The sequence below is a fragment of the Caulobacter sp. FG7 genome (assembly GCF_057808875.1).
In genome coordinates this window covers 77,872-90,354 of sequence record NZ_JBMDIW010000009.1, presented here as the reverse complement: position 1 = coordinate 90,354, position 12,483 = coordinate 77,872, and the positions used below count along the sequence as shown (strand labels likewise).

General features: G+C 70.8%; 12 protein-coding genes. 4 read left to right on the top strand and 8 right to left on the bottom strand.

Translation table 11 applies throughout. The features are described from left to right. The first annotated feature begins 47 nt into the window (after positions 1–47). Complete coding sequence (gene arsH, locus ACODR1_RS09485) at positions 48–776, top strand: arsenical resistance protein ArsH (RefSeq protein ID WP_488880227.1); 729 nt, start codon at positions 48–50, stop codon at positions 774–776. Here arsH and ACODR1_RS09480 read toward each other — a convergent pair. Both ACODR1_RS09480 and ACODR1_RS09475 read right to left on the bottom strand, forming a co-directional pair. Further along, positions 773–1,129 (bottom strand): PilZ domain-containing protein, encoded by a 357-nt coding sequence (locus tag ACODR1_RS09480; protein WP_488880226.1) that lies wholly within the window; start codon positions 1,127–1,129, stop codon positions 773–775. The two genes, arsH and ACODR1_RS09480, sit on opposite strands and share 4 nt — an antisense overlap. Before the next feature lie 171 nt (positions 1,130–1,300). Beyond that, positions 1,301–2,716 (bottom strand): amino acid permease, encoded by a 1,416-nt coding sequence (locus tag ACODR1_RS09475; protein ID WP_488880225.1) that lies wholly within the window; start codon positions 2,714–2,716, stop codon positions 1,301–1,303. A 183-nt stretch (positions 2,717–2,899) separates the two neighbouring features. Here ACODR1_RS09475 and ACODR1_RS09470 point away from each other — a divergent pair, with 183 nt between their 5' ends. After that, positions 2,900–3,472 (top strand): DUF2939 domain-containing protein, encoded by a 573-nt coding sequence (locus ACODR1_RS09470; RefSeq protein ID WP_488880224.1) that lies wholly within the window; start codon positions 2,900–2,902, stop codon positions 3,470–3,472. 12 nt (positions 3,473–3,484) lie between these two features. Here the strand turns inward: ACODR1_RS09470 and ACODR1_RS09465 are convergent, their stop codons facing one another. Together ACODR1_RS09465 and ACODR1_RS09460 are read right to left on the bottom strand one after the other, a co-directional pair. Then, entirely contained in the window at positions 3,485–4,591 is a 1,107-nt protein-coding gene (locus ACODR1_RS09465) for a serine hydrolase domain-containing protein (protein ID WP_488880223.1), read from the bottom strand. An 11-nt stretch (positions 4,592–4,602) separates the two neighbouring features. Next, complete coding sequence (locus ACODR1_RS09460) at positions 4,603–4,827, bottom strand: glyoxalase superfamily protein (RefSeq protein ID WP_488880310.1); 225 nt, start codon at positions 4,825–4,827, stop codon at positions 4,603–4,605. A 118-nt stretch (positions 4,828–4,945) separates the two neighbouring features. Here ACODR1_RS09460 and ACODR1_RS09455 point away from each other — a divergent pair, with 118 nt between their 5' ends. Together ACODR1_RS09455 and ACODR1_RS09450 are read left to right on the top strand one after the other, a co-directional pair. Further along, a complete protein-coding gene (locus ACODR1_RS09455; protein WP_488880222.1) occupies positions 4,946–6,472 on the top strand; it encodes an esterase-like activity of phytase family protein in 1,527 nt (508 codons plus the stop codon). Positions 6,473–6,565: 93 nt separating this feature from the next. Then, positions 6,566–7,501: an AEC family transporter gene (locus ACODR1_RS09450; protein WP_488880221.1), complete on the top strand. Its 936-nt coding sequence runs from the start codon at positions 6,566–6,568 to the stop codon at positions 7,499–7,501. A 7-nt stretch (positions 7,502–7,508) separates the two neighbouring features. Here the strand turns inward: ACODR1_RS09450 and ACODR1_RS09445 are convergent, their stop codons facing one another. The 4 genes from ACODR1_RS09445 to ACODR1_RS09430 all read right to left on the bottom strand — a co-directional run bounded on the left by ACODR1_RS09445 (position 7,509) and on the right by ACODR1_RS09430 (position 12,480). Then, positions 7,509–7,847: a hypothetical protein gene (locus ACODR1_RS09445; RefSeq protein ID WP_488880220.1), complete on the bottom strand. Its 339-nt coding sequence runs from the start codon at positions 7,845–7,847 to the stop codon at positions 7,509–7,511. Between the two features lie 67 nt (positions 7,848–7,914). After that, positions 7,915–10,944, bottom strand: a complete 3,030-nt coding sequence (locus ACODR1_RS09440) for a sensor histidine kinase (RefSeq protein ID WP_488880219.1) — start codon at positions 10,942–10,944, stop codon at positions 7,915–7,917. Beyond that, the gene (locus ACODR1_RS09435; protein ID WP_488880218.1) at positions 10,941–11,591 is read right to left on the bottom strand and encodes a response regulator; all 651 of its coding nucleotides are present in this window, start codon (positions 11,589–11,591) and stop codon (positions 10,941–10,943) included. Before ACODR1_RS09435 ends, ACODR1_RS09440 begins: the two co-directional genes overlap by 4 nt. Positions 11,592–11,682: 91 nt before the next feature. Continuing rightward, complete coding sequence (locus tag ACODR1_RS09430) at positions 11,683–12,480, bottom strand: alpha/beta hydrolase (RefSeq protein ID WP_488880217.1); 798 nt, start codon at positions 12,478–12,480, stop codon at positions 11,683–11,685. Positions 12,481–12,483 lie beyond the last annotated feature (3 nt).

Here is a 12,483-nt window from a genome sequence, read left to right as displayed (position 1 = left end):
CCATTATTCTCGAAATATAAGATTTTGAAAAGCCCCTGGAGACGCCCGTGACAAAGTTCCCCGCCCTCGACGCCCCGTTCCTTTCCAGGATCGACGCCGGTCGCCTGGAACCGTCAGGTCACGCGTTGCATCCGCCGCGCATCCTGCTGCTCTACGGATCACTGCGGGAACGCTCGTTCAGCCGGCTGCTGGTCGAGGAGGCCGCCCGCATCCTGCAGGCCCTGGGTTGCGAGACCCGCATCTTCGACCCGCGCGACCTGCCCCTGCCCGACGCCACGGGCCCCGATCACCCCAAGGTCCAGGAACTGCGCACCCTGTCGGAATGGTCGGAAGGCCAGGTCTGGTGCAGCCCCGAGAGGCATGGGGCGATCACCGGGGTGTTCAAGTCGCAGATCGACTGGATTCCGCTGGAGATCGGCAGCGTGCGCCCCACCCAGGGCAAGACCCTGGCGGTCATGCAGGTCAGCGGCGGCTCCCAGTCGTTCAACGCGGTCAACACCCTGCGCCTGCTGGGCCGCTGGATGCGGATGATCACGATCCCCAACCAATCGTCGGTCGCCATGGCCTACAAGGAGTTCGACGAGAACGATCGCATGAAGCCGTCCAGCTATTACGACCGGGTCGTCGACGTCATGGAAGAACTGGTGAAGTTCACCCTGCTGACCCGCGACCGCGCCGACTACCTCGTCGACCGCTACAGCGAGCGCAAGGCCGGCGGCCGCATCGCCGAACACGCGGCGCTGGCCGCCGAGGCCATGCGCCACGAGACGGCCTAGTTCCCCTGCGCTGGCTTCGGCCAGGGACCGACCATCTCGACCACCCGGCCCGCGCCCTCGGCGCCGCCCAGCGGCTCGGTGAAGGCGCGCGAATCGATGAACTGCAGGCCCATCTGGCCGTCGCCCTGCCAGACCATGCGGGTCAGATGGATCATGCGGCGGGCCGGATCGACCAGGTGCAGGATCTCAGGCGGCGTGGCGAACTCCGGCGCGGCGATGCGCGCCCCGCCCTTGGCGATGTCGATCAGCCGGCAACGCAGGGGCTCGCCGCCCACCACGAGGTAGGCTTTGCGAGAGGCGGGATAGCGTCGGTAGGCGCGCTTTTCCATTCCCTGGACTTCGATCTGGGTCATCGCGGCGATCCTAAACCCGACTCGGGCCAAACGGCCGCGCAATCGTGCACGGGACGTCGCGGGAGACCCTAGGGGGCGTCGCGAAGACCGGGCAAGACGTGAGCCCGCTTCCGTCCCCAGGAAGGCGGCTCGGTGTTCAATCCTGACCCAGAATGGGTCGGCCAAGGCCGTTCAAGCCAGCTTCGAGTGTTTCCGCGAATAGCCGAAATAGATCACGCAGGCGGCCGCCGCCCAGACGCCGAACAGGGCGAAGGTGTCCCACGGCAGGCCGATGATCAGGTAGCCGCAGAAGGCCACGCTGGCGATCGGCAGCACCGGATAGAGCGGAACCTTGTAGCCGCGCGGCAGGTCGGGCCGGGTGCGGCGCAGGACGATCACCCCGGCCGAGACGATGGCGAAGGCGATCAGCGTGCCCATGCTGGTCAGGTTGACCAGCACGTCCAGCGGCACGAAGGCGGCCAGAAAGGCGATGAAGGCCGCGACGATGGCGGTGTTCCAGGTGGGGACCCGAGTGCGCGGGTCGGTCTTCTGGAAGATACGTGGCAAGAGGCCGTCGCGGCTCATGGCGAACAGGATCCGGGTCTGGCCGTACATGACCACCAGCGTGACGCTGAAGATCGAGATGATCGCGCCCAGGCACAGCACCAGCGAGGTCCAGCCCGCGCCGGTCAGGTTGCGCAGGATCACCGCCAGGCCCGCCTCCTGGCCCGCGAAGGCGGTCCAGGGCTGAGCGCCGACGGCGGCGATCGCCACCAGCACATAGACGGCGGTGACGATCAGCAGGCTCAGCACCACGCCCAGCGGCAGGTTGCGGCGCGGGTTCTTGACCTCGTCGCCGGCGGTCGAGACCGCGTCGATGCCGATGTAGGAGAAGAAGATCGAAGAGGCCGCAGCCCCGATGCCGGCCACGCCCATCGGGGCGAACGGCGTCAGGTTCTCGGAGTTGAAGCCGGTGAAGGCGATGACCACGAAGAACAGCAGCACCAAGAGCTTGGCCACCACCAGCACGGCGTTGATCGTGGTCGACTCCTTGGCCCCGCGCAGCAGCAGCACCATGCACGAGCCCACCAGCACCACGGCCGGCAGGTTGAACACGCCGCCCGCGCCAGGCGGCTTGGCCAGGGCGTCGGGCAGGTGCCAGCTGAACAGGTCGACGAACAGCTCGTTCAGGTACTGGCCCCAGCCCACGGCGATCGCCGAGGCCGAGACGGCGTACTCGAGCAGCAGGCAGGCGCCGACGAGGAAGGCCACGAACTCGCCCAGCGTTGCGTAGGCGTAGGAATAGGAGGAGCCGGAGACCGGGATGGTCGAGCCCAGTTCGGCGTAGCACAGCGCCGTCAGGGCCGCGGTGATCCCGGCGATGACGAACGAGACGATGACCGCCGGACCGGCCAGGGGCACGGCCGTGGTCAGGGCCACGAAGATGCCGGTGCCGATGGTGGCGCCGACGCCCAGCATGGTCAGCTGGAACAGACCGATCGAGCGCTCAAGTTCGTGCGGCAGCTCGTTGGGATTGTCGTCGCCCTCGGCCGCGATCGCCCCCACGGGCTTGCAGCGGAAAAGATCGGCGATGCGCGAGCCGGCCATGGGCGCTCCGGGAATTCCTCAGGGGCGGCGAAGGCTTAAGGCCGCGCCGTAAGCGGCGACCCCTTAAAGCGGCCAAGCCCTCCGGGAAAGCGGATTCCACTCGTGGAACCCTTGGCGCGCGAACGCCCTTGCAGTGGGGGCATGAATGCCCATTCTAGGCGGCGTTAACCGTGCGGGGGCGCAATGACTTTGCAGAAGCGGATCTGGGACCTGCTGGTCCTGGCGATCTTCATATTCGCCGCCGCCTTCGCCACAGCGCCCTGGTTCGCCTTCCGCGCCCTGAAGGCCGCGGCCCAGTACGAAGACGTGCAGGCGCTGGGCGAACTGGTCGACTTTCCGGTCGTCCGCCGCAGCCTGACCGGCCAGCTGGACGAGGAAGCCCCCGCCGCCAAGCCCGAGGCCCCGTCGCTGTGGACCAACCCGATGGGCGTCTTCAAGCGCGCCATCGAGCCGATCGCCCCGCCCGAACCCAAGGTCGACCGCTACCTCACCGTACAGGGCCTGTCGGCCCTGACCCGCGGCTACGCCCCTGGCGCGGCCCCGCCGCCGGCCGTCCGGCCCGAGACGGCGCTGGGCCGCATGCAGGCCGTCGTGCGCGGTCCCTACCCGACCATCGCCTACTGGGACCCCAACCGCGTACGCATCGCCGTGCGCCGCCCCGGCGACAAGACCAAGGCCACGATCTTCACCTTCCAGCGCCGCGAGCTGTTCGTCTGGAAGCTGGTGCACATCCGCCTCCCGGCCGACGAGCGGTAGGACCCCGAGACCTCAGCCCACGTACGCGCCACGCAGCTGGTGCAGCAGCTTGTTGGCCGCCCCCTTCGACGCCTCGGGACCGGCGTTGCTGGCCGTGATGATCGCTGTCCCGCGTCCCGGCGCCAGCATGATCACCTCGTGCCACATGGTGTTGGAGCCCTCATGGACCAGCAGCGGCCCACGGCTCCACGGCTGGCTGGGCACGACCAGCCAACCCAGCGCATAGATCGCGTCGCCGACCGGCGTGGTCATGTGCTTGATGCTGTCGGCGCTGAGGAAGGCGTTGTCCTTCAGGAACAGCCGCGCGAAGCGGGCGTGGTCGGCAAGGCTCATGTGCACCGTGCCGGCCGGCCCCATGGCGAGCGGATTGTCGGACGGACCGGCCGGATCGACCGGCGTGAGTCCGCCGCCCGGCTTGGGCAGATGGCCCCAAGGCGCGGCGCCCTTCGGCGCGCCGAACCCAGCCGTGGTGATCCCCAGGGGCTTGAAGAGCTGGGCGTCGATCACCTGCTCCCAGGGCTTGCCGGTGATCGTCTCGATCGCGGAGCCGACAAGCATGTAGTTGAGGTTGGAATATTCGTACTTCCCGGGCTTGGCGGCGGGCGGCGCGGCCAGGATCTGAGCGGCCAGCTCGGCCCGCTGCACGGGCAGCGGCCGCTTGTCGGCATGGGCGCGCGCCAGCCAGCCGCCGGCCATCACCGGCTTGTCGCTGATCCCCGAGACGTGGCTCATCAGCCGCTCGACCGTGGTCTCGCTCCATGCAGGGTCCAGCTTCACGCCCGGAAACAGCGAACCAAGACTCGTCCCCCACTTGGCCTTGCCGGCCTCGACCAGACGGGCATAGACGGCGGCGGTCATGGCCTTGGTGTTGGAACCGATGTGCCAGGGGTCCGAGCTCTCGACGAGGTCGGGCTCGCCCACACGCCGCACCCCGGCCTGCTTCTGCACGATCACCTTTTCCGGATCGGTGACCAGGCCCGCCACCGCTGGCGCGCCCGTCTCGGTCAGCACCGCGGCGGGATCGACCGTCGGCAGGGCCATGATCTGCCGGGCCAGCGCCGCCGACGGCGCGCTGCCGGCCACGGCGGCGAGGGTGAGCAGGCGACGACGATGCAGCATGGAAACGACCCTCACTTGCAATGAAGCGTCACTTCAACCGCATGCTTGGGACGGCCGCAACTGAAAGTTATGTAAGTAGAAGATCCGCGGCGGCCTCTAGCCCGCTCCTCGCAGAAGCGGATGCGGTTGTCGAAGGGGTCGTGCACCTGCAGCACGTCGCCCCACGGCTTCGCCTCGACGCCCGGCCGGCCGTAGCCGTAGTTCTTGCCGATCAGCTCGACCTGGTGTGCATGGATGGCCCGAGCCGGGCGCGCAACGCTGTCACCGAACCTTCAAAGACCGCTGCTAGGCACCGGCCATCGCCCGGAGCGGCTTGGCGTCAGCCACGTTCCGGATGGTCTGGGGGAAGCCGTCATGAAATCGTTCGCCTGCGCCGCCTCGCTGCTGGCCCTGTCGCTCGCCGCGCCGGCCTTCGCCGCGCCCGCCGTCTACCTGACGCCCGACACGGCCAGCCCGAAGGCGGTAACCCTCGGCGGGGCCAGCTTCGTCAACCACGGCCTGGTCGGCGCCGGCCGGCTGGCGGCCAACACCCGCGACTTCCGGGGCGACACCCTCGGCTCGTTCTCGGGCATGGCCGTGACCGAATGGCGCCGTACTGCCGACGGGGCCTATGCAGGCAAGCTTCTGACCCTGCCCGACCGCGGCCCCAACGGGGTCGGCACAGTGGCCGGCACCACGCCTTACGACAATCGCGTCCATGCCTTCGACCTGGTCTTCCGGCCGCTGACCGACGGGGCCTCGGGCGGCGCCGAGCAACTGACCCTGACGCCGACCGGCGGCTTCCTGCTGAAGGACGACAAGGGCCACGCCTTCACCGGCATGGATCCGGGCGACGGCGTCGTGTTCTGCGACCAGGCCGCCTGCCCCAGCGCCCTGACCGGCCCCGGCGGCTTCCGCATCAGTCTCGACGGCGAAGCCCTGGCCCGGCTGGCGGACGGCGGCTTCTATGTCGGCGACGAATACGCGGCCAACATCTACCGCTTTGACGCCCACGGCGCCCTGAGAGGCGTCATCGCGCCGGTGGCGGCCGTGTCGCCCCGCAAGGACGGCCGACCGGCCCTGTCCAGCGAGGTCAAGCCCCAGTCCGGCCGCCGTCCGAACCAGGGCTTCGAGGGCGTGGCGGTCTCGCCCGACGGCAAGCGCCTCTTCGCCCTGCTGCAGAGCGCAGCCGTGCAGGACAGCGGCGACGGCGACGCCGAGCGCGCCGTCAGCCGCCTGTTCGTCTACGACATCGAGAAGGATCCGACGCCCGCCGCCCCGATCGCCGAATACGCGCTCGAACTACCGGTGCTGCGGACCAAGGGCGACGGAGGCGCGCCTGACAAGGTGGCCGCCCAGTCCGAGCTGCTGGCGCTTTCCGACCACCAGTTCCTGGTTCTGGCCCGCGACGGCGCGGGCCTGGGATCCGGCTCGGCCAGGCCCACCGTCTATCGCTCGGTGCTGCTGGTCGACACCGCCCTCGCCACCAACCTCGCCGGCGCCGGGAACGACGCGGCGGGCGCGGCCATCGCCCCCGGCGGCGTGCTGGCCCAGGGCGTGGTCCCCGCCAGCCAGGCCCAGCTCGTCAACCTCGCCGACCGCCCGGACCTGGCCCGCGTCGGCGTCAACCTCGACAATGCGACGCCCAACGCGGCCACCCTGCCCGAGAAGCTGGAATCCATGGCCATCGTCCCGGTCCTCGACCCGGCCACGCCCAACGACGTCTTCCTGCTGGTCGGCAGCGACAACGACTTCCAGACCGCCCGGGGCCAGGTCGGCGAGATGGCCTTCGACGCCGCCCCCAAGACGCCCGAAGGCGCGCCGGGCGCCGACAACGACAGCCTGGTGCTGGTCTACCGCCTGACCCTTCCGGCCGACCTCGCCGCCCAGCGCCGCTTTTGACCCCGGCGCGAAGGCGGTGCTATCCAGCGACCCGCGTTTTTCGCTAAGGCCCCTGCGCATGACCCTTCCTCCGCCCGCCAAGGCGTATCCGGCGTGATCGCCCTGACGCTGGAGGTGCTGGCGCGCGCCCTGCCGTTCTTCCTGCTGGTCGGCGCGGGCGTGACCCTGGCGCGGCTGATGCTGCTGGACGGCCGCATGGCGCAGGGGCTGTCGGCCTATGTCTACTGGATCGGCTTTCCGGCCCTGCTGGTGCATTCCCTCTCGCGGATGGGCCGGCCCGATCACGACCTGACCCTGGGCCTGGCCGCCTATGCCGGCTGCCTCGTGGCGATCATGGCGCTGATGGTCGGCGTCGGCCTCGTCCTGCGCTGGAACCGGGGCGAGCGCGCCGGCGCGGCCATGGCCGCCGGCGTCGGCAACAGCGCGTTCCTGGGCCTGCCCGTGGCGGCGGCCGTGTTCGGACCGGAGGTCGCCCGCGTCGGCGCCGGCATGGTCGCCATCGACTTCGTGCTGGCCACCGCCCTTGGCGTGGCCCTGCTGGGCTGGGCCGGCGGACGCTCGGTGTGGCGCTCGACGATGCAGGCGTTCCGCAACCCGATCGTCGCCGCCGCCCTGTTCGGCACGGCCCTGGCCCTGCTGGGCCTGCAGCTGCCCGGCGTGCTCGACCGCGCGGTGGGCGCGGCCGCCGCCTCGGGCAGCCCGGTGGCCCTTGTGGCGCTGGGCGTGGTGCTGGGCCTGCCGGCCGAGGCCGACGCGGCCCCGCCGCGCTGGAGCCCGGTGGCGCTCGCCGCGATCGCCAAGCTGCTGGTGCTGCCGATCCTGGTCTGGTTCGTGGTCGGACTGACGCCTGCGCCCGCAACCTTCCACCTGGCCGCCACCCTGCTGGCGGCGACCCCGACGGCGGTCAACGTCTTCATCCAGACCCGCGCCTACGGCGTCTTCGCCCGCGGCGGCGCCCGCACCGTCGCGCTCACCACCGCCATCGCCTGCATCACCCTGTCGGCCGTGGCGGTGTGGCTGAAGGCCTGAACGCCCGTCAGCCCACCATGAACATGACGTTGGCCGTCTCGGTGTCGCCCCATTCGGCGCAGTCGGACGTGCCCAGGATCGTGACCTGCTTGCCCAGCGAGTAGGCGGTCAGCAGGAACGACAGCTTAGCCTGCCCCTGCGGCGTCGCGGCCGAGAACACCCAGACCGTGCTGGCCTGGGTCTGGCAGGCCGGCGGCGCCTCGCGGCCGCCCGAATGATGGAAGCTGACGATCCCCGCGCCATTGATGGCGATGTTGGAGATCGAGCCGGCCGTGGCGTTGCTCGCCGACGCGCTCGAGGCCATCGCCATGGCTGCCAGAAAGGCGGCGATACCGGGGAACTTCATTTACGATCTCCAGGCTGCACGAAATTGCGGGCGCAACCTAGAGAACATGTTCATCCGCGTCCACGGCTTAGCTTGGCGCGCCGCGACTGTTTCGCCGCCCCAGCCGCGCCAGCCATGGCTGGGTCGGATAGGCGATCGAGCCGGCGACGCTGAGGGCTATGGTCGTGCCCTTGCCCGAGGCGCTCTCGATGGCCAGCTGGGCGCCCATCTTGCCGGCCCGTTCGTGCATGCCGAGCAGACCGTAGTGACCCTCGCGGCTGGCCCAGGCCATGCGGTTGGCACCGATGCCCACCCCGTCGTCGCGGATCGTCACCTGCAACTGCCGCACCCCGTACGAGACCTTGACCAGCACCTGATTGGCCTTGGCGTGGCGGGCGGCGTTGAACAGCGCCTCGCCGGCGATGCGGACGATCTCTTCCTGCACCAGCGGCTGCACCGGACGCGGCGTCCCCTCCGCGACCAGCTCGACCTTCACCCCGGTCTCGAACGGCTGCTCGGCCATCAGCTCGCGTAGCACGATGTCGAGCCGCCGCACCTCGGCCCCGCGCAGGTCGCGCACCCGGTCGCGCCCCTCGACCAGCATCTGGTCGGCGCGATCGAGGGCCTGGTTGATCACGTCCTTGGCCGGCAGGTCGTCGGGGATCTGGTAGGCCACCGACTGGAACCGCATGATCAGCCCCTGCACGCTCTGCAGCAGGGTGTCGTGCAGTTCGCGGGCGATGCGCTCGCGCTCGGCCGCGCGTTGCTCCAGGCGGTCCTTGATCTGGGCGGCGACCCGCCGCAGGCGCAGGGCATAGACACCCCACAGCGCCAGGGCCACGGCCAGCACGCAGGCGGCGCGGAACCACCAGGTCTCCACCAGTGTCGGCGGGATCTCGACGGTCAGGGTCGCGCCCTGCTCGTTCCACACGCCGTCGCTGTTGGCCGCCTTCACCCGGAAATGGAAAGTCCCCGGGTGCAGGTTGTCGTAGATCACCTCGCGCCGGTCGCCCGCCTCGACCCAGTCCCTGTCGACGCCCTCCAGCCGGTACTGAAAGCGCACGCGGTCGGGCGCGGGGAAGCTGAGCGCCGTGTAGTGGATGCGCAGGCCGCGCGTGCCGGCCGGCAGCCGCAGGACGCTGGGATCGCGGAAATGCTGGTCGCCGACCATGACCGCGCGGATCGCCACCGGCGGCGGCAAGGTGTTGACGCTCAGCCGCGCGGGATCGACGACCACGACGTTGCGGCGGGTCAGGATCCAGATCCGGCCGTCGCCGCCGGCGGTGATCTGCTGGCCCGGCGACTTCTGGACGAAGCTGTTGAGGCCGTCACGGAAGTCGAACACCCGTCGCGGCAAGGGCGCGCCAGGTCGGTCCAGGGCCCGGTCGAGATCGGACGAGCGCATGCGCACCACGCCCGCGTCGCCGATCGTCCAGGTGTCGCCGGCCGAGGTCTGGACCAGGCCGTTGACCGACGCCAGCCACGGATAGCGTTCGGCGTCGAGGCTCGCGGTGGCCCCGCCGCGAAGCCGGGCCAGGCCCTGGCCGCCGCTGAGATAGAGCGCCTCCCGGCCCGGCAGCAGGCCCTCGATCTCGCCGATCGCAAAGCGCGCCTTGTGGATCGGCTCGAACGGCGCAGGCCCCCGCAGCGTCGGGGCGTTGCGGAACAGGATCGCCGCCCGGCCGTCGGCCTGGAGCGCGGCGTTGGAGGCGATGCCGACATCGCCAGGCCAGCGGTTCCAGGCGCCGCCCTCGCGCCAGTAGAGGCCTTTGTCGAGGGCGGCCATCCACAGGCGGCCGTCCTCGTCCTCGGCGCAGCCATAGGCGCTGGCCTCGGCGGGCTTGGCGAAGGTCTCGACCTTGCCGCCACGCACCCGCAGCACGGTGTCGCGCAGCGTCACCCAGACCGCGTCACCCGCCGCCGCGCACAGCGAGCCCGCCGACCAGTCGGTCTTCAGGACGGGCTTGGGCGCCTGGCCCGGCGAGATGGCGTAGAGGGTGTGGGCGTCGGCGATCCACACCTTGCCGTCGGCCGTCGACGTCATCCGATAGCCGCGCGCGGAATTGGCCGGGATGGCCTGTTCGACGGTCACCGCCGCCGGCCGCATCATGTCCAGGCCCAGTTCGGTGCCGAACCAGATATTGCCCTCGCGGTCCTCGAACACCGCGTGGGTCTGGTCGGAAGTCAGGCCGTGCACGGCCTTGTAGGACTGGATGCGCAGGGCGCCGGCGTCGGCGCTGCGGGCCGCCACGCCCGGCGCCGGGATATGCACGACGCCGTCGGTCCAGGTCGCGCCCCACAGGTCGCCCTTGCGGTCGAACAGGATCCGCGAGGCGCCCACCTCGTCGCGGCGCGGATAGGCCCGGGTCAGGGACGAGGCCGCCGGGGCCTCGCCGCGCATCAGGCGCGTGCTGACGGTGTCCGACAGCCAAAGCCGCCCCAGGGCGTCCTCGGCCAGGCTGGCCCGGCGGGCGATCTTGGCCCCGGTCGGCGAAAAGCGCGTCTCGCCCGGCGCGCGGCGCAGCACGGTGCTGGTCAGCACCAGCCACTGCACGCCGTCGCGATCGAAGAAGACCTGCCAGATCTCCTGCTCGGGAAGACCCGCTTCGGGGCCGAATTCCTGCCAGCGGCCGTCATGCCAGCGGGCCAGCGTGGCGCGCTTGCGACCGCCCCGGGCGACCCAGATTCCTCCCTCGCGGTCCTCGGCCAGGCTCGTGACCTCGCGCGAGGGATCGGGCATGCGGGCGTCGATCAGCCGTCCGTCGCGATAGACCGCCACCCCGCCGCTGCGGCCAAGGCCCACCCACAGCGCGCCCGAACGCGCGCCCAGCACCTGCGAGACGTTCAGCCGCCCGGGCTTGGGCCCGTCGCGCTGGATGGGCTCGAAGCCCACGCCGTCGAAGCGGAACAGGCCATCGACGCTGCCGATCCACAGATAGCCGTCCTTCGACTGGCCGATGGTGTTGACCCGGCTGGGGGCGCCGCCCTCGATCGACCAGCTGACGCGCTTGTATTCGGCCAGGGGCTCGAGCGCCGGCGCGGCCGCCGCCGTGCCGGCCAGCGCCAGGGCGAGCGCCGCCCCCGCCAGTTCGCTCCGGAGCCCCCCCGCCCGGCTCAAAGGTCGATGATGCCGCGCTTGGCGGCGACGGTCACCGCGTGGGTCCGGTCGTTCACATAGAGCTTGGCGAAGATGCTCTTGATGTTCGACTTGATGGTGTCTTCCGACAGGTTCAGCTCGCGGGCGATATGCTTGTTGGAATTGCCGTTGGCGATCAGCTGCAGGACGGTGATCTCGCGGGCGTTCAGCGACTCGTCGATGGCGTGGATGGCGATGCGTTCGGCCACCTCGGCCTGCAGGTGGCGACGGCCGGCGTGGACGCCGCGAATGGCGTCCAGCAGGTCGCGGCGCAGGCTGCTCTTCAAGAGATAGCCCGCCGCCCCGGCCCGCAGCGCGTGCAGGGCCTGGGCGTCGCCGGTGAAGGTGGTCAGCACGATGATCCGCGCCTCGGGGTGCGCGCGACGGATGGTCTCGATGGCCACGACGCCGTTGCCGGGCATCTGCAGGTCCATCAGGGTGATGTCGGGGCGCAGCCGCTCCCAGCCGGCGATCGCCTCGTCGCCGGTGGCCGCCTCGCCCACCACCACCATGTCTGACTGGGTTTCAAGCACCGCGATCACCCCCTCGCGCAGCATGGGGTGGTCGTCGGCGATCAGCACGCGGATACGGTCGTCGCCGGCCTCGATGCTGGCGGGGTGTTGGTTCATTCGGCGACGTCCGGGGACCGGTCCTTGCGCATGGGACTCGTACAGTTGGCCTGTTCCGCAAGCCGAGACCATACACGAAAGCGGCGCACGATTACCCTTTCGGGGCTTGACCCGAAAGGGCCGCCCGTCCGTTGGCCAGGGCCCAGTCGAGGGCGAAGTCGGCGACGTCCTCCCAGCCCGGCTCGTTGCACAGCCAGTGCGACCGGCCCGAGAAGCACTGCAGGTCGGTGCGCGAGGCGGCGCGGCGCTGGTGGCGGGCTGCGGCGGCGACCATGGCCGGCGGGGCCATGCGGTCCTGGTCGCCGGCGATCAGCAGCAGCGGCGGACGGCGGCGGGCGGCCCGCGTCGCGCTGCTCCCCGGTCCCAGCAGGGCCTGGCGCACCACGCGGGCGGGGGCCGGAACGACGTGCTCGGCATAGGCCTGGCGGCGCTCGGCCTCGGCCAGGGTCGGGGCGAAGAGCTCGGCGAAGCCCTCCGGCGAAAGCGGTGTCGCACCACTCCAGCGCGCCAGCAGGCGCCGCAGCGCCCAGGCCGCGCGCGGACGGGCCAGCAGGCCCAGCGGCGGCGTCGAGGCGATGGCCACCCCGCAGGCGCCGCAGCCCCCGTCGAGCAGGCGCTGCACGATCAGCCCGCCCAGGCCGTGGCCGATCAGGATCGGCGGCTCGACCATGGCCACCGCGTGGGCGGCATGGGCTTCGACCACGGCGTCGAGCGTCAGGCGGCCCAGCAGGCGGGGCGACAGGCCGCGTAGCTCATCGACAGGCGCGTCCAGCATCGGCCAGGCCGGCGCGACCACCGTCAGCCCCCGCGCCTCGTAGCGGGTCTTGAAACGGTCCCAGGCGCGCGGCGTCAGCCAGGCGCCGTGGATAAGCATGACGGCGGCGGTCACTGG

Coding starts and splice junctions, on each gene's coding strand:
- ACODR1_RS09455 (WP_488880222.1), top strand. CDS start 4,946: ATGAAATCGTTCGCCTGCGCCGCCTCGCTGCTGGCCCTGTCGCTCGCC.
- ACODR1_RS09480 (WP_488880226.1), bottom strand. CDS start 1,129: ATGACCCAGATCGAAGTCCAGGGAATGGAAAAGCGCGCCTACCGACGC.
- ACODR1_RS09475 (WP_488880225.1), bottom strand. CDS start 2,716: ATGGCCGGCTCGCGCATCGCCGATCTTTTCCGCTGCAAGCCCGTGGGG.
- ACODR1_RS09445 (WP_488880220.1), bottom strand. CDS start 7,847: ATGAAGTTCCCCGGTATCGCCGCCTTTCTGGCAGCCATGGCGATGGCC.
- ACODR1_RS09470 (WP_488880224.1), top strand. CDS start 2,900: ATGACTTTGCAGAAGCGGATCTGGGACCTGCTGGTCCTGGCGATCTTC.
- ACODR1_RS09435 (WP_488880218.1), bottom strand. CDS start 11,591: ATGAACCAACACCCCGCCAGCATCGAGGCCGGCGACGACCGTATCCGC.
- ACODR1_RS09465 (WP_488880223.1), bottom strand. CDS start 4,591: ATGCTGCATCGTCGTCGCCTGCTCACCCTCGCCGCCGTGGCCGGCAGC.